This window comes from Rhodovulum viride (genome assembly GCF_003265965.1).
GTDB lineage: Bacteria > Pseudomonadota > Alphaproteobacteria > Rhodobacterales > Rhodobacteraceae > Rhodovulum > Rhodovulum kholense.
This window is the reverse complement of record NZ_MUAV01000013.1, coordinates 24,664-44,110: the sequence shown is the minus strand read 5'-3', so window position 1 is coordinate 44,110 and position 19,447 is coordinate 24,664. Positions and strand designations below refer to the sequence as shown.

Here is a 19,447-nt window from a genome sequence, read left to right as displayed (position 1 = left end):
TCCCAGCGGGGGCGGACCCCGCCGGGAGCGACGGATCAGCCCGCCCGGTTGGCGCGCCAGTAGGCGCGGGACACGGCGAAGACCGTGCCGCTGAGTGCAATCAGCGCGATCAGGTTGGGAATGGCCATCAGGGCGTTCATGATGTCGGCCACGATCCAGATCACGCCCAGATTGGCGACCGCGCCCAAGACCACGCCGGCCACCCAAAGCAGGCGGAACGGCAGGATCACCTTCGACCCGAACAGGTATTCGGCCGCCCGTTCGCCGTAATAGCTCCAGCCGAGGATCGTGGTGAAGGCGAAGACGATCAGCCCGAGGCTGACGATCAGTTCACCGCCCGGCAACCCGGTCTGGAAGGCCAGCGCCGACAGTGCGGCCCCGGTCTCGCCGCTGGTCCAGACCCCGGTGGTGATGATGACCAGCGCGGTCATCGAGCAGACAAGGATCGTGTCGATGAAGGTCCCCAGCATCGCGACGTTGCCCTGGCGCACCGGGTCGTCGGTCAGTGCCGCGGCATGGGCGATGGGCGCGGACCCGAGCCCCGCCTCGTTCGAGAAGACGCCGCGCGCGACCCCGAAGCGGATGGCGGCCATCACCGCCGCCCCGGCAAACCCGCCAGTCGCCGCGGTGCCGGTGAAGGCATCCTCGAAGATCAGCGACAGCGCGCCCGGCACGGCCTGGTAGTTGACGGCAAGAATGACCAGCGCGCCAAGGATGTACAGAACCGCCATCAGCGGCACCAGCCATTCGGCGACAGCCCCGATCCGCCGGACCCCGCCCACGATCACCACGAAGGTGACAACGGCCAGCGCGATCCCGGTCCACAGATGCGGGATGCCGAAGGTCGACTGGACCGCATCCGCCACCGAGTTGGCCTGCACCGTGTTGCCGATCCCGAAGGCGGCGATGGTCGCGAAGAAGGCGAAGACCCAGGCCAGCCAGGCAAAGCGCGGACCGAGCCCGTTCTTGATGTAATACATCGGCCCGCCGACATAGCGGCCATTGGCATCGACCTCGCGGTAATGCACGGCCAGCACCGCCTCGGCATATTTGGTGGCCATGCCCACCAGCGCGGTCAGCCACATCCAGAACACGGCGCCCGGACCGCCCAGGAAGATCGCGGTCGCAACGCCCGCGATGTTGCCGGTGCCGATCGTCGCCGAAAGCGCGGTGGTCAGCGCCTGAAACGGCGTGATCTCGCCTTCATGGCCTGCGCCGCCCTTCTTGCGGCCCTCCAGCATCATCTTGAAACCGTAGCCCAGCTTGCGCTGCGGCAGGAACCGGAGTCCCAGGCACAGATAAAGCCCGGTGCCCAGCAGCAGCACCAGGACCGGAGGGCCCCAGACGAATGAGTCGATCGAGTTGAGTATCTCCAACATGTACTTTTCCCTGTTAGTTGTCGGATGGCCCGCCTGACCCGGAACGGACGGCGGGGATTGGGTCAGCGCTGCGCGTGGCGCCCCCGGCGCGCTGACGCGGCCAGGCGACCGGTCCACGGGCGGTCGGCCGATCCGGTCGGCAATAGGTACGGAACGCGGAGCGAAGGGGGAAGAGGTCGACCGCTGCCGCCCCCCGAAGCAGAGCCGGACAGTGGGACAGTCGCTGCGACACGGACAGCGCGGCGGCGCGTGAGGGCATGACGCGAGGCGCGGAAGGGTCTGGCGGGACGGAGGATCGCGGGGCAGAGCGCGGATCTGCGCTCTGCCGTTCGATCGTCATCGGCTCACGCCAGCTCGGCCGCCGCCCGGTCGGACCAGGTGTGGCCGGACCGCCCATGGTAGAAGCCGTTCACGAAGGGCGCCTCGATGCCCAGCTCGCGCAGTTTGGCATCGCCTTCGGCCGGGGCCATCCGGCCCTGTAGCACGTCGTCGAACAGACGCGTCACCGCGATCATGTCGCAGGTATGGGGCATCACCCGGTAATGGGTCACGCCAATCGATTTCAGATCGTCGATATCGGGCATCAGGTCGAGATAGCCATAGCTGAGCGTCTGGATGCCGTTGACCGTCAGGAAGGGCTTTTCGTCCATCGTCTTCAGCGTCATGCCGTCGAGATCCTCGCCGCAGACGAACTGGCAGTTGTCCTTGGTCCGCGCGTGCGCCCGGGCATGGTAACACCGCGCCGAAAGCGCCAGAGACGCCCGGCCGAAGACCTGCACCTCAAGCCCGACGCCCAGTTCGGCCGCCTTCTCGCCCAGCTTGGCAACCGCGGCCCGCGGCAACTCGGGCAGAAGCGCGAAATGGTTGGCGCCCTGCTCGTGGAGATAGGCCATCGTGTCTTCGTTATAGACGTTCAGCAGCGCGCCGATCCGGTGCGGCTTGTTCTTCAGATACAGAAGCGCCGCGGTGTTGTTGACCTCGAGATCGCGGCCCTCCTGCTCGGCCCAGTCCCGCAGCAGGTTGCGTTCGCGCTTGATGACCACTTCCGAGAACGAGCAGAACACCACCTTCTTGCCCGCGCGTTCCAGCCGGTCGGCGACCTTGTCCAGGTGGTGGTCGTCGAAGAACGGCGTCCGCTTGGAACAGATCACCTCGCCCAGATAGACGGTCGAGACCGGGCTTTCGTCGGCGATCCGGTTGTAGAAGTCGAGCTTCATCTCGGCGGGCCAGTGGAACAGGTTCGGGCCCAGCGTCAGTTCGGCAGCCATCGGGCTTACCTCCATTTCTTGGTCTTGAGCGCACCCTCGGTGTGTTTCTGACCCTCGGTCAGCGCCACCAGGTCGGCCAGCTTGGGCTCTTGCCCCGCCATGATCGAATCGACGGCCTCGCGGAAGGCGGCGACCACCTTCTTGACATAGGCGCGGCTCCGTTGGCGGCCCTCGATCTTGAAGGCATGCACACCCGCATTGATCAGATCGGGCAGCATCGTCGAGGCGTTCAGGCTGATCGGCTCCTCGAAGGCATAATAGCCGTCATCGCGGGCGTCGCATTTGTAGCGGCCCTTGCAGATCGTCGGATAGCCCGCGGTCTCGTCCGGCTTGAAGCGGTCGATCATGTAATCGCCCAGGATCGTCGACATGCTGCCATCCTCGGCGCGTTCGTATTTCACGCAGGAGGCGGGCGAACAGGCGCCGTCCATGTTGGTCGACTGGCCGGTGACGTAATTGGTCAGCGAGCAGCGGCCCTCGACCATCAGACCGTGGTTGCCGAAGATGAAGGTCTCGACCTCGCAGGGGATCTCTTCGACGAGGCCCCGGATCTCGGAGACGGTCATGATCCGGGGCAGCACGATCCGCTTCACCCCGAATTCCTGCACATAGTAGCGGATCGCCTCGGGCGACGAGGCCGCCGCCTGCACCGACAGGTGGATGCGCATCTGCGGGTGGGTCTTCTGGATATAGGCCGCGACCGCGATATCGGCGACGATGCAGGCATCCGCGCCCAGCTTGGCCGACAGGTCCGCCGCGTCCTTCCACAGCTGCACATTGCCCGCGGGCGGGAAGGTGTTCAGCGTGATCAGCACCTTGGTGCCGCCGTCATGGGCGTATTTGATGGATTTCTCCATCTCTTCGGGGGTGAAGTTCAGCCCCACGAAGTTCCGCGCATTGGTAGCGTTCTGATAGCCGCAATAGACCGCATCGGCCCCGGCATCGACGGCCGAGCGCAAGGCGGCGGGCGTCCCCGCCGGACAGATCAGTTCGGGTTTGATCATGAGTGCGACCCTTTCCGTTTCTGGGCATTCTCGGCCGCCCGGCGCAGCATGTTCAGCGCCCCCCGGCCCGGAGCGCCGAACATGTCGGCCACGCTTTCGGCAATGGGCTCTTCCACGTCGTCGAGCGCGTTCCGGAGGCAGACCACCGCCTCGGTATCCCCGGTCACGATCAGATCTCGCGAGAAGAACAGCGCATCGCCGTCCTGTTCGGTATCCATCAGCGTCAGCAGGTCGAGGAACTTGCCCGAAATCCGCGCGCAATGCGGCGGCAGGACGCGGCGCCGGTTCAGCGCCTTGAAGTCCAGCGCCTCCGGATCAGGCCGCAGGTACAGCATGAAGGGCATGTCGACCGGGTCGATCAGGAAATAGGCGTGACGGTGATGGCCCAGCCGGTCGAACATGTCCGGATTGTCGGCCGCGATCTTGGTCACGATACGCTTGAGGACCGGCTGCAGAAGAAACAGCGGCAGCGGCGGCAGGAAGGGAAACCCTCCGGACGCGCCGGGCAGGCGTGGAGTTTGGGGTGCGGTTGTCATGGCTGGTCGATACCCGGATGTGGGAGAATCCGGATTGACTTAGGTCAAACCTGTCGCACTGTCCGGGGCACCAATTGCCGCAGGGAGCGCACGAACGCCTGTACTGCAAGGCCAAGCCCCCGCCGATCCCGGCGGATGCTGCTCTCACAACTGCGTGAAACGCTGTTGGCGTTCAGGTGGCTTGATACCGGTGGTTCACGAGAATTGATCCCGGAAGAGCCCGGCAGCCCCGGTTATCCTGGATGGCCCGGCGGCCTCCGGCGCAAGGTCAACGGCGTCTGCGGCGCTGCCACCATGCGTGGATTGCGGACTTCGCGACCCGGCGGCCTTCGGGAGATGTGCGCGATACCTCTGACACGATATCGTCGAACGTCATCCGGTCGATGCGCGCAGCGATAAAGGCACGCAATTCAGGGTCCGCCTCGATCTTCGAGGGTCTTCCGGGCCGATGATTGCGGCGATGGCCAGACGGTTCCGGCAGGTCCTGGAAGCCGACTTGAACGCCCTTGGAATGCGCGTTCGAAGGGCCGACCCGGAGTTCATCCTCTGCCTGATCGAGTGCATCGGAAAACTGCAACGAAGGCAGCGCGACCGGCCTTGGCAGGCATCCATTGCGTGCATATGCCGTTGCGGTTCAACCAACTACTTGGCGAGGTCCGGTCCTTCGGAATCTCGCCAATGCCGAGGAGGCTTCGAACCGGGATCTTCGGTCCATCCTCAACCCAAAGTCCGTGGATATCTTCCCGATGAGCTTTTCCGCGCGAGGGCCGGTCCGATCGCCAGAAGACGGCCGAGAGCAATATGGTTGCGGTGCTGACGCCTCCGGTCGATTGGGGGCCATTCCCGAACTGGGCGTTTGGGTTGGCACTCCTGCGATATACGAAAGTGATGGCGCACGAGGTTGAGCGGCTTGATTTGCATCAAGTCCTCAGAGCGGCAGGAGCCACGCGCGCGTTCTTTGCCATTCCGGGCCAAGCCGAGGGGGCGATCCTCAATCACCAAGAGAAGGCCGATGTCAGCTTCGAGACTGCAACAACGATGGCGCTACACGACGACTTGCGGGACCCGGAAGCCGCCTTGCAGCGCGACCTTCAATCGCTAAAGGAATACGGTGCCCTTTAGCGTGTGTGGCATGGGCGAATTTGCCCACACCTTCCGCAAGCCCCATTGATATCATTGGCTTTTTCTACGCCACCTTTGGGTGTTTTGCGGCGTTTCCGGCCCAGATCGGCCCATCGGCATCAAACCTCGTGAACCAGCCCGATTGCAACCGACTGAAAAGGCTTGCTATTTTTCAGCCCCGCATCAAACCACCTGAACCGCGTCAAACGCAGAGCCCGGAGCCCCCCGGTCAGTCCGGCACGTCGATCGGCGGGCGGCAGACCATGTAGGCATGGATCGTACTGAAATTGGTTCCCACCTTGCGCACCCCCAGAAGCATCTGGTTGGACATGGCGTCGCCCCGTGCCTGAAGCTCGGGGCTGGGCATCACGGTGAAGACCGCCGAAGTCCGGCCGGGCCGGGTGGCGCTGGGACCGCGCGGGGTCACCAGATAGATCCGCCGATCCGGGCTCGCGCGCAGCTGGCTTTGCGCGAATTCGCCGGCCGCGCACCAGAGCTGGGCCCCGCCGTCGCCGGGCCGCGCCAGCACCTCGAATTCGCCGGGATTGCCGGTCGGATCGACCCGGTTGCCATGGTCGGTCAGAATCGCGTGCGGCGCACGGGTCGGCCCGCCTTGCGGGACGCAGGCGGCCAGGCTGGCGGTGGCGGCAAGAATGGCGAGACAAGGCAAAAGGCGCATCTGGGCGATCTCCGTCCGGCCCGCGGGACTGGCATGCGGACACGTTCTCCCTTGGATAGAACCCCGGCCCGGTCCCGGCAAGGGGGGCGCGATCACGGCTTCGGCACGGTCCGCAGGCCTGCGACCTGTCCAGGCGCGCCGTCACCCCCTGCCCTGCAGCGCCGCCCCGAAGTCACGCCAGACGGCTTCGTCCCAGTATCGAGACGCAGCGCCCGAGGTCGAGGGCAGCACCCAGACCGGCAGCCCGTCATGATCGAACTGGCCATAGCCCAGTCGCTTGACCCCCAGAAAGACCTGCGCGGCGCGCTTGCCGTTGAAGGCCAGGCTGCGGGGCCTCCAGATCTCGACGAAGCGGGCCAGGCGGTCGGCGTCGTGGGCGGCGGCCGGGACGGCCGCATCCATGCCCCAGGCGCCCTTGGCCAGATCGGTCAGCCCGATCCCCAGCGCCAGCAACCGCGCCTCGTCGCCGACGGCCAGAGGTTCGGGCACCAGCCCTGCGCGAAAGAGCACGGGCCAGAACCGGTTCCCCCGCCCGGCATAGTAAAGGCCCAGCTCTGCCGAGCGGGGCCCCGCGGCCATGCCGCAAAAGACAGTGCGCAGATCGGGCGCGACGTAGTCGGGAAGGATGTCCTCCGATCCCATGGCCGCGCCCGCCGGAGGCCTCCGTTACTGGTCGAGGAAGCTTCTGAGCTTGCGAGACCGGCTGGGATGCTTGAGCTTTCTCAGCGCCTTGGCCTCGATCTGGCGGATCCGTTCGCGGGTCACGCTGAATTGCTGGCCGACCTCTTCCAGCGTGTGGTCGGTATTCATGCCGATGCCAAAGCGCATCCGCAGCACCCGTTCCTCGCGCGGGGTCAGCGAGGCCAGAACCCGCGTCGTCGTCTCTTTCAGGTTCTCCTGAATGGCCGAATCGAGCGGCAGGACCGCGTTCTTGTCCTCGATGAAATCGCCAAGCTGGCTGTCTTCCTCGTCGCCGATGGGCGTCTCGAGGCTGATCGGTTCCTTGGCGATCTTCATCACCTTGCGAACCTTTTCCAGCGGCATCTGCAGCTTTTCGGCCAGTTCCTCGGGCGTCGGCTCGCGGCCGATCTCGTGCAGCATCTGGCGGCCGGTCCGGACCAGCTTGTTGATCGTCTCGATCATGTGGACCGGGATACGGATGGTGCGCGCCTGATCCGCGATGGACCGGGTGATGGCCTGCCGAATCCACCAAGTGGCATAGGTCGAGAACTTGTAGCCGCGGCGGTACTCGAACTTGTCGACCGCCTTCATCAGGCCGATATTGCCTTCCTGGATCAGGTCGAGGAACTGCAGCCCGCGGTTGGTGTATTTCTTGGCGATCGAGATCACCAGACGCAGGTTCGCCTCGACCATTTCCTTCTTGGCCTGACGGGCTTCCTTCTCGCCCTTCTGGACCTGGTTCACGATCCGGCGGAATTCGCTGATGTCGACGCCGACATACTGGCCGACTTGGGCCATGTCGGCGCGCAATTCGCTGACCTTGTGGCCCGACCGTTCGGTGAAGGCCGCCCAGCCGCGCCCGCCCTTGCGGGCCATGTGATCCATCCAGTTCGGGTCGAGCTCGTGGCCGCGATACTCGTCGATGAATTCGCGCCGGTTGATGCGGGCCTGGTCGGCCAGCTTCACCATGGCGCTGTCGATCGACATGATCTTGCGGTTGATCCCGTAAAGCTGGTCGATCAGCGCCTCGATCCGGTTGTTGTGCAGATGAAGCTCGTTGACCAGCAGCACGATCTCGGCGCGCAGCTTCTGGTATTCGGCCTCGTCCTTGTCGGAAAAGCGATGGGTCGTGCTCAGCGTGGCCTGGATCCGCTTGTCCTGGATCTCGGAGAGCTTGGAATAGTCCTCGGCGATCTGGTCGAGGGTTTCCAGCACGCGCGGTTTCAGCGCCGCCTCCATGGCCGCGAGGCTCATGTTGGCCTGTTCCTCGTCCTCGTCGTCGTCGTCGCGGCGGATCGGGTTGCCGTCGGCGTCAAGCTCGGGGCTGTCCTCGTCCTTGCGGCTGTTGGGGTTCGCGGCTTCGACCTCGAGCCCGTCGACGACAGGCTCGTCGCCCTCGTCCTCTTCGAGCGAGCGCCCGAAGGTGGCGTCGAGGTCGATCACGTCGCGCAGCAGGATGTCTTCGTTCAGAAGCTCGTCGCGCCAGATGGTGATCGCCTGAAAGGTCAGCGGGCTTTCGCAGAGCCCCGCGATCATCGTGTTGCGCCCGGCCTCGATCCGCTTGGCGATGGCGATCTCGCCCTCGCGCGACAGCAGTTCGACCGAGCCCATCTCGCGCAGGTACATCCGCACCGGGTCGTCGGTGCGGTCCAGCGTCTCGGACGTACTGGTGGCCAGCGCGACCTCGCGCGAGGTGGAGGTCTCGACCACTTCTGTCGATTTCTCCTCGCCCTCTTCGGCCTCGTCTTCCTCGATGATGTTGATGCCCATCTCGGAGAGCATCGACATCACGTCCTCGATCTGTTCCGAGGACACCTGGTCGGGCGGCAGCACCTGGTTGAGCTGGTCATAGGTGATGTAGCCGCGCTCCTTGGCCTCGGCGATCATCTTCTTGACCGCAGCCTGGCTCATGTCGAGCGCGAGGTCGGCGTCCTGCTCGTCGGTCTTGCTGTCGTCCGTGTCCTTGGCGGCCATGAAGGTCTCCTTGCAGGATGGCTGATTCGTCCACCGGGTCAAACCGACTCAATAGCGCGAATCAACGGGAAGAACACCTGTGTAGCCCCGATTCGTTGATCAAATCTCAACTTTCCGGGGCATTGCGGCGTGACGTTCTTCCTTTGCCATAGTCGATTCGGTCCAGAAGTTCGGCGAAGGCATCGCGTTCGTCCCGGTCCACATGCGCCCCGTTCGGGGCAAGCTCGAAGTCGGCCTCGTCCTCGTCCTGAGAGAGACCGGCGCCATGCCGCGCCCGGGCCGCCTGGCTCAGGCGCCAGGTCACCCCCTCGTCGGCGAAGCCTTCCAGGTCGCGCATGCCCTCCTCGATATCCCGTTCTGCCCCGCGAAGCCGGATCAGACGGTTGAACTCGTGCGAGATGCAAAGTGCGGCCTTTTCGGTGTCGCCCGGGGCATGAACCGGCGGCGCAATGCGCACATGGCTGAGCGAGAAGAGCTTTTCAAGGGGCTCGGGTCCGATGCGCCGTTCGACCGCGGCCAGCATGGCATCGCGGTCGTCCTGCGGCGGCAGGCTCAGCAGCGCCTGTTGCAGGGCGGCATGGTCGGGCGCGGCGCAGACCAGCGTCTCGAGCTCGCCCGCGAATTGTGCGATCAACTCGGGATGGGTGATCAGCGCGGCCAGAATCACCGCCTCGCGCAGCTCTTCCTCGAAACGCGGGATCGCCTGCACCAGCTCGGAACTTTTGGTGCTGGCAACAGGCCTCAGGCTCGGCGCGCGCGGCCAGCCGCCCTTGCGTGCCCCGCCGCCGGTCCGCGCCGGACGGAACAGCTCCCAGCGCAGGCGTTTCAGCTCTTCGGCGTAATGATGGCGCAGGGTCTGGTCGGGGATCCTGCCGATGGCGGCGGTAAGGTCGCGTTCCAGCGCGGCGCGGCGTTCGGGGCTGTCAAAGACCCGGCCCTCGGTCGCCCGGTCCCAGAGGATCTGAACCATCGGCCGGGCCTCGTCGAGGATCTTGCGCATCGCCCCGGCGCCGCCCGCCCGGATCACCTCGTCGGGGTCCTGCCCGGGCGGCAGGATCGCAAAGCGCAGCGCCTGCCCCGCCTCAAGCAGCGGCAGCGCCAGATCCATCACCCGCCGCGCCGCGCCGATCCCGGCCTTGTCGCCATCGAGCGCGATCACCGGCTCGGGATGAATGCGCCACAACAGCCGCAGCTGATGCTCGGTGACGGCTGTGCCCAAAGGCGCCACGGCCGCACCGAACCCCGCCTCGGACAGCGCGATCACGTCCATGTAGCCTTCGGCCACCACCAGCGGCTGGCCCTTGCCCGCCGCCTCGCGCGCCCGGTCGAGGTTGAAGAGCGTATGCCCCTTGTCGAAAAGCTCGGTCTGGGGCGAGTTCAGGTATTTGGCATTGTCGTTCGGGTCCATCGCCCGGCCGCCAAAGGCGATGACCCGGCCACGCCCGTCGCGGATCGGAAAGAGGATCCGGTTGCGGAAGACGTCATAGGGCTGACGCCCCTTGTCCGAGGGCCGCGCCAGGCCGGCCGCGAGAATCAGGTCTGGGTCGAGCCCGCGCCCGGTCAGATGCTCCCACAGCCCCTGCCAGCCAGGGGGCGCAAAGCCGATCTCCCAGCGCGCCTGTGCCTCGGGCGACAGGCCACGCCCCGCCAGATAAGCCCGCGCCTCGGCGCCCGCGCCGGTCTGCAACTGCATCCGGTAATGGCGCTGGGCGACCTCCATCACCTCCAGCAGGCGGGTCTGGCGGTCGGCCCTGACCTTGTCGGCGGGATCGCGCACCGGCATCGGCATCCCGGCCTCGCGGGCCAGGATCTCGACCGCCTCCATGAAGCCGACATTCTCGGTTTCCTGCACGAACTTGACCGCGTCGCCCTTCGCCTGGCAGCCGAAGCAATAGTAATAGCCCTTGCGGTCGTCGACATGGAAACTGGCAGTCTTCTCCTGATGGAACGGGCACGGCGCCCAGAGATCGCCCTTGCCCTGGTTCGACTTCCGCGCGTCCCACAGGACCTTGCGCCCCACCACCTGGGCGATGGAGGTCCGCGTGCGCAACTCGTCGAGGAATCCGGGGGGCAAGCTCATGCCGAACAATATCGGGCGCGGGGGGCGGCTGTCCATATCGGCCGGGCCTGCGGGCAGCTGCGAGTGGCCACCAGACGCGGGACGGCGGCCGGTTTCGGCTCAGCCCCGCCCGGCCTGTTCCTGCAACAGCGCGGTCAGGATCTCGGCCATCGCCTTGGCCTCGCCCGCCGAGGTCACGCCGCCCACGCCCACCCGGCGGCCGAACCGCCACCAGACCCCCGGCGCCCAGGCGCGGGGCAGCGGTTCGGTCAGGCTCAGGGAAAACCCGTTCGAGGGCTTGAAGGCCAGCATGCCCCGGTCGAGCCCGGAGATTCGCTCGATCCGCGCCAGTTCGCGCCCGCGGTCGTCGAAAAGACCCTCGCGCGCCAGCACCAGCCGGCGCGCCGTCGCCCGGCGCATCGCCTCGGCCAAAGCCAGCGCACCCGCCCCCATCGCCAGCAGGAACGCACGGTAACCGATCGCAGCGGGCGGATGCACGAGGGCGATCTGCAACAGCAGCCCCGCCAGTGCCAGAAGCACGCCCAGTCCGATCACCCGGCGCAGGGCGGACACCCTGAGCGTTGCCAATTCTTCCGTCATTTCCGCCCCTTCGCCGCGCGCCCGACTCGGACTGCATCAAATTCGTGCAGACCCCGCCACGCCGCCTTGTGATTCCGGCAGAGTCTCGCGTAGGCTCGCCTCTTGTTGGGCGAAAGAGCCGACGTCAAGCCGCGACCGGACAGACGCGGCGAAAAAGCACCTTGCCCGAGGCGACGAAGTCGCCATCTTTGGGGGGAAGCCAATTCATTTTGGTGGACAGGATCAACACAGGTGGATCATGACTGACAAAACTTCGGAAAAGCCCGCGCAACTCCTGGAAGACCCGACTCCGTTCTCGAATCGGATGAACTGGCCTCTGCTCAGCGCGTCCAACTCGAAAACCGAGCTGAAAACGGACGATCCGACGCCGTTCTCCAGCCAGTTCAAGTGGCCGCTGCTGTCGGGCCGCAAGTCCCAGGTCGAACTGACCACCGGGACGACCCCGCTGTCCGACATGATGAAATGGCCGCTGCTCAGCGACAAGGCGACCATGTTCGATACCGAGCTTCCGTCGGCCGAAGGCGGCAGCAAAGCCACCGGCGACAGCCCGGTCAGCAAGTTCATTCGCGGCATCATGACCGGCGAACCGCAGAAGTAAGCGGGCCGGCCAAAGCCAGCCGTTTTGGGCGCGGAACCCGCCGGGACCTCTCGGCGGGTTTTGCGTTTTAGGCACTTGGGACGCCGCCGCGTCGGACAGTCCGCGCGTCAGGCCGAGACGGCCTTTCGCACCATGCTCCAGTAAAGATCCTCGACCTCGGCGCGACTCAGCCGCCCCTCGTCGCGGTACCAAGTGGTGACCCCGGTCAGCATCGCGATCACCGCGAAGGCTGCATGCTTGCTGTCGGCCACATCGAACGCCCCTTCGGCCGCGCCCTGGCGCAGGATGTCCTCCAGCACGGTCTCGTAGCGGCGGCGCAGCGCCTCGATCGCCCGGAAATTCGCGGGCTCGAGGTTGCGCAGCTCCATATAGGCGATGAAGACCGCATCGGGCCGGTCGAGGTGAAAGCGCACGTGGAAACGGGTGAAGGCCTCCAGCGCGTCGCGCGCGCCCGTGCCCTTGGGCAGCGCCTCCCAGGCGGCCAGAAGCTCGTCGAGATGGCTTTTCATCAGCTCGAACAACAGCCCCTGCTTGTCCGGGATGTAGTTGTAAAGCGCCCCCGCCTGCACGCCCACCTCGGCCGCGATCCGGCGCATCGACACCGCAGCGTACCCGTGCCGGGCAAACAGCGCCTGCGCCGCCGCCCGCAGCCGCGGGCCGGTGATCTCGGAATGGGACCCGGAGGTGCGTGCCATCGCCCCAGAGTATCTGAACGCGCGTTCAGTTCAATCCCTGCCCCATCCGCGTCCTGCGCCGTCTTGCCGTCGCCCGGCCGCCCCGTCTATGGTGCGCGCGGTCAACGGAGGAGCCCATGGCGCGCCTGCCCCTATGCCTTGCCGCAGCGCTGCTGCCCGCGCTTGCCGCCTGCACCGATTTCCCCGAGATCGACGCGGCCGAACGCGCCGTGACGGGACCGACGCTTGCGCCCGAAATCGCCCCGATCGACCCGCTTCTGGACCGGGTGCAGGCGGTTCGGGACCAAGCGCCGCCCGAGCCCTCTCTGGAAGGGCGTGCCGCGTCGCTGAAGGCCCGCGCGGCTCGGCTGCGCGCCCGCGAGATCTGAGCCGCCCCCGGGCGCGCCCCGGTCGCGTTGCATGCCCGGCGGCTTCGCGCTAACAACCCGCGAACCCTCAGCCTGTGATCCGGGAGCCGCCTTCATGACTACCCCCTTGCGTCTTGGCATCGCCGGTCTCGGCACCGTCGGAGCCGGCGTCCTCAAGATCGTCCAGTCCCGCGCCAATCTGCTGGCCCAGCGCGGCGGGCGGCCGGTGGTCGTCACGGCGGTTTCGGCGCGCAGCCGCGGCAAGGATCGCGGCGTCGATCTGTCGGGCTATGCTTGGGAGGACGATCCGGTGGCCCTGGCCCGGCGCGACGATGTCGATGTCCTGGTCGAACTGATGGGCGGCTCGGATGGCCCCGCCAAGGCCGCGACCGAGGCCGCGCTGGCCGCGGGCAAGGACGTGGTGACCGCGAACAAGGCGATGCTGGCGATCCATGGGCAGACCCTGGCCGAGACCGCCGAGGCGGCGGGCCGGGTGATCCGGTTCGAGGCGGCCGTTGCGGGCGGCATCCCGGTCGTCAAGGCGCTGACCGAGGGACTTGCCGGCAACCAGATCGCCCGGATCATGGGGGTGATGAACGGCACCTGCAACTACATCCTGACCCGGATGGAACGCGATGGCCTGCCCTATGAAACCGTCTTCGAAGAGGCGCAGGCGCTTGGCTATCTCGAGGCCGATCCTACGCTAGATGTGGGCGGCATCGATGCGGGCCACAAGCTGTCCCTGCTGACCGCCATCGCCTTCGGCACCCGGGTCGATTTCGACGCGGTCGAGCTGGAGGGGATCGAACGGATCTCGATCGTCGATATCCGCCACGCCGCCGATATGGGCTTCCGGATCAAGCTTCTGGGCGTCGCGCAGATGACCGGGCGCGGGCTTGAACAGCGGATGTCGCCCTGCCTGGTGCCCGCGCAGTCTCCGCTGGGCCAGCTTGAGGGTGCGACCAACATGGTGGTGCTGGAAGGTGACGCGGTCGGCCAGATCGTGCTGCGCGGCGCGGGCGCGGGCGAGGGTCCGACCGCCAGCGCGGTGATGTCGGACGTGATCGACATTGCCCGCGGCTATCGTGTGGCGACCTTCGGCCAGCCTGCCGCCGGGCTTGAAAGCGCCCGCCCGGCCCGGGCCACGGTCGCGGCGCCCTACTATCTGCGGATGGAGCTGCAGGACAAGCCCGGCGCGCTTGCCAAGGTGGCGGCGGTGCTGGGCGAGGCCGGGGTCTCGATCAACCGCATGCGCCAGACCCGCCACAGCGAGACCACCGCCCCGGTTCTGGTCGTCACCCACAAAACCACCCGCGACGCGCTGGATCAGGCGCTGGAGGGATTCGCCGAAACAGGCGTCGTGGTGGGCGCCCCGGTCGCGATCCGGATCGAGGACGTCTGACCCATAGCCCCCCGGGGCGTGCGGGATGGTCACGAATTGTTTCCGTCCGCTCAAAAGTGACGTTGCGTCACCGGCAATTTACCGCCGATTAACCTTAACGGGGCATTAAGGCAGGGTTTCTCGCCGAACGGGAGCCCCATGCCGCAGGTCATTTCCCTGGCGTCGGCGCGCAGTCGCCGCGCGTCCTCCCCCGAGTCTGTCGCGCCTGCCCGCCCGAACGACCTGCGGCTGGGGGAATTGCTGCTGGCCTCGGGGGCGCTGTCGCCCGAGGCACTTGGCGGCGCGCTGGCCGGGCGGGCCCGGATGGAGATCCGGCTGGCCGATCTGCTGCTGGCCGAAGGTCTGGTACTGCCCGACGAGATCGACGCGACGCTGTGTCGACTGCATGGCACCGGGCGCGCCGATTTTCAGTCCTACCCGCCCGACCCCCGCCTGATCGACAGTCTCGGCCCGGCCCGCTGCCTGCGCGACGGGCTGCTGCCCTGGCGCCGGGTCGGCGGCGCCACCCTGATCGCCACCGCCCGGCCCGAACGGTTCGAGGATCACCGCGCCGACCTGCCCGCCGATCTTCAGCCCGCGGTGATGGTGATCTGCCGCGAGGGCGAATTGCAGGAGGCGCTGGCCGCGCGGCGCGCACCCGCTCTGGCGCGGGCGGCGGAAACCCGGGTCGGGGCCTGGGACAGCTGCCGGTTCTGGTATCACGCGGGCCCCCGCGCCGGGGTGGCGCTGGGTCTCTCGGGCCTCGGGCTCGCCGCGCTGATCTCGCCGCGGGCCGTGCTGACGCTGCTGACCCTCTGGACCGTGCTCTGGATGGTTCTGGGCACGGCGCTGAAGGCCGCGGCCGCGACCGCGCAGGTCCGCGCCCTGCTGCATGCCCGGCGCCATCCGCCCGCCCCCGAACCCACCATCGCCCGGCTGCCCGCCGTGTCGATCCTGGTGCCGCTGCACCGCGAAACCGAACTGGCGCCCCGGCTGATCGCCCGGCTGGCGCGGCTCGATTATCCGCGCGCCTTGCTTGACATCTGCCTCGTCACTGAGGCCGACGACAGTGCCACGCGCGGCATGCTCGACCGCACCCGCCTGCCGCCCTGGATGCGCTGCCTGACCGTGCCCAAGGGGCAGCTGAAGACCAAGCCGCGCGCGCTGAACTATGCGCTGGAATTCTGCCGCGGGTCGATCATCGGGGTCTACGACGCCGAAGACGCCCCCGCCCCGGATCAGATCCGCCGGATGGTCGCGCATTTCCACAGCCGGGGCCCCGAGGTCGCCTGCCTGCAAGGCGTGCTCGATTTCTACAACTCCCGGGCCAACTGGCTGGCGCGCTGTTTCACCGCCGAATATGCCGCCTGGTTCCGGGTGATCCTGCCCGGGCTCGCACGGCTTGGCGTGCCGGTGCCGCTGGGCGGCACGACGCTGTTCTTCCGGCGCCCCGCGCTCGAGGCCCTGGGCGGCTGGGACGCCCATAACGTCACCGAGGATGCCGATCTGGGCATCCGTCTGGCCCGCCACGGCTACCGCACCGAATTTCTCGACAGCGTCACCGAGGAAGAGGCCAATTGCAGCGCCTGGCCCTGGGTGCGGCAACGCTCGCGCTGGCTCAAGGGCTACGCCATGACCTGGACCACCCACAGCCGCCGCCCCGGCCAGTTGCTGCGCCAGCTTGGCCCCTGGGGCACCTTCGGGATGCAGGTGATGTTTCTGGGCACGCTCACGCAATTCGTCTTTGCGCCGCTCTTGTGGTCGTTCTGGCTGGTGCCGCTGGGGCTGCCGCATCCGCTGACCGCGACGCTGACGCCGACCGGTCTTGCGGTGCTGTTCGCGCTTTTCATCGCCGCCGAGGCCGTCAACCTGGCCATCGGCGCGCTGGGACTGGCGCGGGCGGGCAAGCCCGGGCTTATCCCCTGGCTGCCGACGCTGCATCTTTACTTCCCGCTGGCCTCGCTCGGGTCCTACAAGGCGCTCTGGGAAATGGCCGTGCGGCCGTTCTACTGGGACAAGACCCGGCACGGGCTGCATGAAGACGAGGCGCGCCGCGCCGCCGAAATCATGGCCGAGGCCCGGCCACACAGCCCCGAGGGTCAGCCCTCGGCCAGCATCGCGTCGGCGTCGTGACGCAGCCGCGTCTCGAACGCGATCGAGATATGCCGCTTGAGCGCATCATAGGCCGCATCGCCGTCGCCCGCCTCGATGGCGCCGACGATGGCGTCATGCTCGGCCAGCGCATCTCGCCCCCGCCCCTCGACCGCCAGCGAGGTCGTCGCCATCAGCGCCATGGTCCGATGCACCAGATCGAGCTGCTGCACCAGATAGCGGTTGTGCGAGGCCAGATGGATCTGCTTGTGGAACCGCCGGTTCGCCCGCGCCAACGCGGCCGGGTCGTTCAGCAACTTGAAATCGTCCTCGACCATGGCGCGCAGCACCCGGGTCTCCTCGGCGGTGGCGTGCCGCGCCGCCAGCCGCGCCGCCAGCCCTTCGAGCTCGGCCCGCACCACGTAAAGCTCGGCCATCTGATCATGGGTCAGCGAGGCTACGATCAGGCTGCGCCCGTCGCGCGACAACAGCGACTGGGTTTCCAGGCGCTGCAGCGCCTCGCGGATCGGCGTGCGCGACACACCGAAGCGTTCGGCCAGCTCGCTCTCGACAAGCCGGTCCCCGGGACGATAGACACCGACGTCGATCGCCTCGAGAATCAACTCGTAGGCATCCTTTTGTGCGGGTCTGACGTCCTTCATAACCATGGGCTCCTGCATACGATGGTAGACAATAGGACTCCGAGGCCGGGCAAATCAAGTCCTCCTCCTTGTGCCGATTGCCGCAGATCCCTATCCAAAGGCGCATGATGCCTAAAGATTTCTCGAACCTGAGCGGCTGGGTCTTCGATCTGGACAACACACTGTATCCGCCCGAAATACGACTTTTCGACCAGATCGAGGTCCGGATGACCGCCTTCGTCATGGAGACGCTGGGCGTGGCCGAGCCCGAAGCCAACCGCCTGCGCAAAAGCTACTGGGCCGAATTCGGGACGACTCTGGCCGGGCTGATGGCGCTGCACGGGGTCGAGCCAGGTCCCTACATGACCCGCGTCCACGACATCTCGCTGGACCAGATCCGGCCCGATCCGGACCTGCGCGCGGGCATCGCCGCCCTGCCGGGGCGCAAGATCGTACATACCAATGGCTCGGCGCCCTATGCCGAGCGGGTGCTGGCGGCGCGCGGGCTCGACGGCGTGTTCGACGCGGTCTTCGGGGTCGAACATGCGGGCTACATCCCCAAGCCCCGGCGCGAGGCCTTCGAGACGGTCGCGGCACTTGGCGGCATCGTCCCGGGCGAGGCCGCGATCTTCGAGGACGATGCCCGCAACCTGGCCGAACCCTGCGCCATGGGCATGCGCACCGTGCATGTGGCCCCGGTCCGCGAGGACGCGGTCCATATCCACCACCATACCGACGACCTGACGGCCTTTCTCGGACGCCTGTGCCGCATTTGGTCGGCCTTGCCTTGAACACCATTGTATGCGACGGGATGCCGCGCGGGGCATCCGCGACCGGCCCCCATATCGGGAGCATCCAAGGGAGAATCGCATGACATCGGAAACGTCCGTCGAACCCACCGAAACGCCGCGCTGGCTGCGCATCTTCTATGCCATTCCGGTGATCGGCTGGATCGCCCGCGACCTGAATGAAGGCGACGCAGACAACGTCTGGTATCTGGTCGGCGGCGGCGTCTGCCTGTGGATCGTCGCGATCCTGCAATGGGGCGTGCTGGGCCTCTACCTGCCCGCGGTCGTCGCGACCTGGATCTGCCTCGGGATGCTGATCTGGATCAGCCGCGGCTGAGCAACGTCCTCTTGGACCCCGGAGGCCAGCAGGCTATCTGAGGATCAGGAGGCACCCAGATGACGCGCATTTCCACCGATATCCTGATTTCCGGCGGCGGCGTCGCCGGACTGACCGCCGCGGCGCTGTTCGGCACCGAGGGCTATTCCGTGATCTGCGTGGACCCCGCTCCGCCGGTCACCGAGGAAACCGCCGAGGGCGCCGACCTGCGCAGCACGGCTTTCCTGCAACCCTCGCTTGCCGTGCTGAAGGCCGCCGGGCTCTGGGACCGGCTGGCGCCATTCGCGACCGATCTGCAGGTGATGCGGATCGTCGATGCCGGTGGCAAGATCCCCTCGCCGCGCATCACCCGCGATTTCAACGCGACCGACGTGTCGGACCTGCCCTTCGGCTGGAACCTGCCCAACTGGCTGTTGCGGCGCGAGATGGTGCGGCGACTCGAAGGCCTGCCCAATGTCGATTTCCGCCCAGGCACCGCCACCGCCGCGGTGCTGACCCGCGACACCGAGGCGCTGGTCGATCTCAGCGACGGCACGAAGGTTTCGGCCCAGCTGCTGATCGGCGCCGACGGGCGCAATTCGCCCGTTCGCGAATCGCTGGGGATCGGCGTGCGCACCATGCGCTATGGCCAGAAGGCCCTGGCCTTCGCCGTCACCCATCCCGAGCCCCATGGCAATGTCTCGACCGAGATCCACCGCTCGGGCGGGCCGTTCACGCTGGTGCCGCTGCCCGACCGCGACGGCCGGCCCTGTTCGGCCATCGTCTGGATGGAACGCGGCCCCGAAGTGCTGCGCCTTGCCGCCCTGCCCGAGGCCGAGTTCAATGCCGAGATGACCGCCCGGTCGGGCGCGATCTACGGCCCCTTGCGGCTGGAAACGCGACGCACCGTCTGGCCGATCATCAGCCAGGTCGCGCACCGCATGTCCGGGGAACGCACCGCGCTGATCGCCGAGGCCGCGCATGTGATGCCACCGATTGGCGCGCAGGGCCTGAACATGAGCCTCGCCGATCTGCGCGTGCTGCTGGACCTGTGCCGCGCCGCACCGAACCGGATCGGCGAAGAGCCGATGCTCGATCTCTATCACCGCCGCCGCCACCCCGAGGTGCTGGCCCGCGTGACCGGCATCGACATCCTGAACCGCGCCTCGATGCAATCGGCACAGCCGCTGCGCGATCTGCGGGCGGCGGGCGTGGCCAGCCTTTACGCGCTGAAACCGGTGCGCAGGACACTGATGCGGCTGGGCATGGGTGCGCGGGGGTAAGCGCG

At 67.1% G+C, this 19,447-nt stretch carries 20 protein-coding genes; 8 read left to right on the top strand and 12 right to left on the bottom strand.

Features of this window, described 5'->3' with window-relative positions; all coding sequences use genetic code 11:
* Positions 1-35: 35 nt before the first annotated feature.
* The 5 genes from BYZ73_RS12260 to BYZ73_RS22395 all read right to left on the bottom strand — a co-directional run bounded on the left by BYZ73_RS12260 (position 36) and on the right by BYZ73_RS22395 (position 4,764).
* Complete coding sequence (locus BYZ73_RS12260; protein WP_112316173.1) at positions 36-1,379, bottom strand: alanine/glycine:cation symporter family protein; 1,344 nt, start codon at positions 1,377-1,379, stop codon at positions 36-38.
* A gap of 344 nt (positions 1,380-1,723) precedes the next feature.
* On the bottom strand, positions 1,724-2,647 hold the full coding sequence (gene ubiV, locus BYZ73_RS12255; RefSeq protein ID WP_245943133.1) for a ubiquinone anaerobic biosynthesis protein UbiV: 924 nt from the start codon (positions 2,645-2,647) through the stop codon (positions 1,724-1,726).
* A gap of 5 nt (positions 2,648-2,652) precedes the next feature.
* Positions 2,653-3,651, bottom strand: coding sequence for a ubiquinone anaerobic biosynthesis protein UbiU (gene ubiU, locus BYZ73_RS12250; RefSeq protein ID WP_112316171.1), 999 nt, complete (start codon positions 3,649-3,651; stop codon positions 2,653-2,655).
* Complete coding sequence (ubiT, locus tag BYZ73_RS12245) at positions 3,648-4,187, bottom strand: ubiquinone anaerobic biosynthesis accessory factor UbiT (RefSeq protein ID WP_245895497.1); 540 nt, start codon at positions 4,185-4,187, stop codon at positions 3,648-3,650. Before ubiT ends, ubiU begins: the two co-directional genes overlap by 4 nt.
* Positions 4,188-4,455: 268 nt before the next feature.
* Positions 4,456-4,764 (bottom strand): hypothetical protein, encoded by a 309-nt coding sequence (locus tag BYZ73_RS22395; RefSeq protein WP_146746292.1) that lies wholly within the window; start codon positions 4,762-4,764, stop codon positions 4,456-4,458.
* 311 nt (positions 4,765-5,075) lie between these two features.
* On the opposite strand from BYZ73_RS22395, the gene BYZ73_RS12240 reads away from it, so the two are divergent.
* Entirely contained in the window at positions 5,076-5,309 is a 234-nt protein-coding gene (locus BYZ73_RS12240) for a hypothetical protein (RefSeq protein ID WP_181498042.1), read from the top strand.
* 229 nt (positions 5,310-5,538) lie between these two features.
* Here BYZ73_RS12240 and BYZ73_RS12235 read toward each other — a convergent pair whose 3' ends face one another.
* The 5 genes from BYZ73_RS12235 to BYZ73_RS12215 all read right to left on the bottom strand — a co-directional run bounded on the left by BYZ73_RS12235 (position 5,539) and on the right by BYZ73_RS12215 (position 11,302).
* A complete protein-coding gene (locus BYZ73_RS12235) occupies positions 5,539-5,988 on the bottom strand; it encodes a hypothetical protein (protein ID WP_108023882.1) in 450 nt (149 codons plus the stop codon).
* Positions 5,989-6,129: 141 nt separating this feature from the next.
* Positions 6,130-6,630, bottom strand: coding sequence for a mismatch-specific DNA-glycosylase (locus BYZ73_RS12230; protein WP_112316169.1), 501 nt, complete (start codon positions 6,628-6,630; stop codon positions 6,130-6,132).
* A 24-nt stretch (positions 6,631-6,654) separates the two neighbouring features.
* Positions 6,655-8,643, bottom strand: coding sequence for an RNA polymerase sigma factor RpoD (gene rpoD / locus BYZ73_RS12225; protein ID WP_108023886.1), 1,989 nt, complete (start codon positions 8,641-8,643; stop codon positions 6,655-6,657).
* Between the two features lie 106 nt (positions 8,644-8,749).
* Entirely contained in the window at positions 8,750-10,723 is a 1,974-nt protein-coding gene (gene dnaG / locus BYZ73_RS12220; protein WP_112316168.1) for a DNA primase, read from the bottom strand.
* 99 nt (positions 10,724-10,822) lie between these two features.
* Positions 10,823-11,302 carry a hypothetical protein gene (locus tag BYZ73_RS12215; protein WP_112316167.1) on the bottom strand — a complete coding sequence of 160 codons (480 nt, stop codon included), beginning with the start codon at positions 11,300-11,302 and terminating at the stop codon, positions 10,823-10,825.
* 304 nt (positions 11,303-11,606) lie between these two features.
* Here BYZ73_RS12215 and BYZ73_RS12210 point away from each other — a divergent pair, with 304 nt between their 5' ends.
* Positions 11,607-11,900 (top strand): hypothetical protein, encoded by a 294-nt coding sequence (locus BYZ73_RS12210; protein ID WP_075784950.1) that lies wholly within the window; start codon positions 11,607-11,609, stop codon positions 11,898-11,900.
* 107 nt (positions 11,901-12,007) lie between these two features.
* Here the strand turns inward: BYZ73_RS12210 and BYZ73_RS12205 are convergent, their stop codons facing one another.
* Positions 12,008-12,595 carry a TetR/AcrR family transcriptional regulator gene (locus BYZ73_RS12205; RefSeq protein ID WP_108023894.1) on the bottom strand — a complete coding sequence of 196 codons (588 nt, stop codon included), beginning with the start codon at positions 12,593-12,595 and terminating at the stop codon, positions 12,008-12,010.
* Between the two features lie 116 nt (positions 12,596-12,711).
* On the opposite strand from BYZ73_RS12205, the gene BYZ73_RS12200 reads away from it, so the two are divergent.
* The 3 genes from BYZ73_RS12200 to BYZ73_RS12190 all read left to right on the top strand — a co-directional run bounded on the left by BYZ73_RS12200 (position 12,712) and on the right by BYZ73_RS12190 (position 16,456).
* Positions 12,712-12,963, top strand: a complete 252-nt coding sequence (locus tag BYZ73_RS12200; RefSeq protein ID WP_112316166.1) for a hypothetical protein — start codon at positions 12,712-12,714, stop codon at positions 12,961-12,963.
* Between the two features lie 94 nt (positions 12,964-13,057).
* Complete coding sequence (locus BYZ73_RS12195; RefSeq protein WP_108023898.1) at positions 13,058-14,344, top strand: homoserine dehydrogenase; 1,287 nt, start codon at positions 13,058-13,060, stop codon at positions 14,342-14,344.
* 138 nt (positions 14,345-14,482) lie between these two features.
* Entirely contained in the window at positions 14,483-16,456 is a 1,974-nt protein-coding gene (locus tag BYZ73_RS12190) for a glycosyltransferase family 2 protein (protein ID WP_245943132.1), read from the top strand.
* On the opposite strand, the gene BYZ73_RS12185 is transcribed toward BYZ73_RS12190, so the two are convergent.
* Entirely contained in the window at positions 16,423-17,076 is a 654-nt protein-coding gene (locus tag BYZ73_RS12185) for a GntR family transcriptional regulator (RefSeq protein ID WP_108023900.1), read from the bottom strand. The genes BYZ73_RS12190 and BYZ73_RS12185 overlap by 34 nt on opposite strands.
* Before the next feature lie 104 nt (positions 17,077-17,180).
* On the opposite strand from BYZ73_RS12185, the gene BYZ73_RS12180 reads away from it, so the two are divergent.
* From BYZ73_RS12180 to BYZ73_RS12170, 3 genes are all read left to right on the top strand, one after another.
* A complete protein-coding gene (locus BYZ73_RS12180; RefSeq protein WP_112316165.1) occupies positions 17,181-17,846 on the top strand; it encodes a pyrimidine 5'-nucleotidase in 666 nt (221 codons plus the stop codon).
* Positions 17,847-17,925: 79 nt separating this feature from the next.
* Positions 17,926-18,180: a hypothetical protein gene (locus tag BYZ73_RS12175; RefSeq protein WP_108023903.1), complete on the top strand. Its 255-nt coding sequence runs from the start codon at positions 17,926-17,928 to the stop codon at positions 18,178-18,180.
* Positions 18,181-18,239: 59 nt separating this feature from the next.
* Entirely contained in the window at positions 18,240-19,442 is a 1,203-nt protein-coding gene (locus BYZ73_RS12170; RefSeq protein ID WP_112316164.1) for a UbiH/UbiF family hydroxylase, read from the top strand.
* Positions 19,443-19,447 lie beyond the last annotated feature (5 nt).

What these genes read in the sequence shown, in the direction of transcription:
- BYZ73_RS12185 (WP_108023900.1), bottom strand. Translation starts at nt 17,076, where the DNA reads ATGAAGGACGTCAGACCCGCACAAAAGGATGCCTACGAGTTGATTCTC.
- BYZ73_RS12210 (WP_075784950.1), top strand. Translation starts at nt 11,607, where the DNA reads ATGAACTGGCCTCTGCTCAGCGCGTCCAACTCGAAAACCGAGCTGAAA.
- BYZ73_RS12195 (WP_108023898.1), top strand. Translation starts at nt 13,058, where the DNA reads ATGACTACCCCCTTGCGTCTTGGCATCGCCGGTCTCGGCACCGTCGGA.
- BYZ73_RS12230 (WP_112316169.1), bottom strand. Translation starts at nt 6,630, where the DNA reads ATGGGATCGGAGGACATCCTTCCCGACTACGTCGCGCCCGATCTGCGC.
- ubiU (WP_112316171.1), bottom strand. Translation starts at nt 3,651, where the DNA reads ATGATCAAACCCGAACTGATCTGTCCGGCGGGGACGCCCGCCGCCTTG.
- BYZ73_RS12175 (WP_108023903.1), top strand. Translation starts at nt 17,926, where the DNA reads ATGACATCGGAAACGTCCGTCGAACCCACCGAAACGCCGCGCTGGCTG.
- BYZ73_RS12205 (WP_108023894.1), bottom strand. Translation starts at nt 12,595, where the DNA reads ATGGCACGCACCTCCGGGTCCCATTCCGAGATCACCGGCCCGCGGCTG.
- BYZ73_RS12240 (WP_181498042.1), top strand. Translation starts at nt 5,076, where the DNA reads ATGGCGCACGAGGTTGAGCGGCTTGATTTGCATCAAGTCCTCAGAGCG.
- BYZ73_RS12215 (WP_112316167.1), bottom strand. Translation starts at nt 11,302, where the DNA reads ATGACGGAAGAATTGGCAACGCTCAGGGTGTCCGCCCTGCGCCGGGTG.
- BYZ73_RS12170 (WP_112316164.1), top strand. Translation starts at nt 18,240, where the DNA reads ATGACGCGCATTTCCACCGATATCCTGATTTCCGGCGGCGGCGTCGCC.
- ubiT (WP_245895497.1), bottom strand. Translation starts at nt 4,187, where the DNA reads ATGACAACCGCACCCCAAACTCCACGCCTGCCCGGCGCGTCCGGAGGG.
- BYZ73_RS12200 (WP_112316166.1), top strand. Translation starts at nt 12,712, where the DNA reads ATGGCGCGCCTGCCCCTATGCCTTGCCGCAGCGCTGCTGCCCGCGCTT.
- rpoD (WP_108023886.1), bottom strand. Translation starts at nt 8,643, where the DNA reads ATGGCCGCCAAGGACACGGACGACAGCAAGACCGACGAGCAGGACGCC.
- dnaG (WP_112316168.1), bottom strand. Translation starts at nt 10,723, where the DNA reads ATGAGCTTGCCCCCCGGATTCCTCGACGAGTTGCGCACGCGGACCTCC.
- BYZ73_RS12235 (WP_108023882.1), bottom strand. Translation starts at nt 5,988, where the DNA reads ATGCGCCTTTTGCCTTGTCTCGCCATTCTTGCCGCCACCGCCAGCCTG.
- BYZ73_RS12180 (WP_112316165.1), top strand. Translation starts at nt 17,181, where the DNA reads ATGATGCCTAAAGATTTCTCGAACCTGAGCGGCTGGGTCTTCGATCTG.
- ubiV (WP_245943133.1), bottom strand. Translation starts at nt 2,647, where the DNA reads ATGGCTGCCGAACTGACGCTGGGCCCGAACCTGTTCCACTGGCCCGCC.
- BYZ73_RS12190 (WP_245943132.1), top strand. Translation starts at nt 14,483, where the DNA reads ATGCCGCAGGTCATTTCCCTGGCGTCGGCGCGCAGTCGCCGCGCGTCC.
- BYZ73_RS12260 (WP_112316173.1), bottom strand. Translation starts at nt 1,379, where the DNA reads ATGTTGGAGATACTCAACTCGATCGACTCATTCGTCTGGGGCCCTCCG.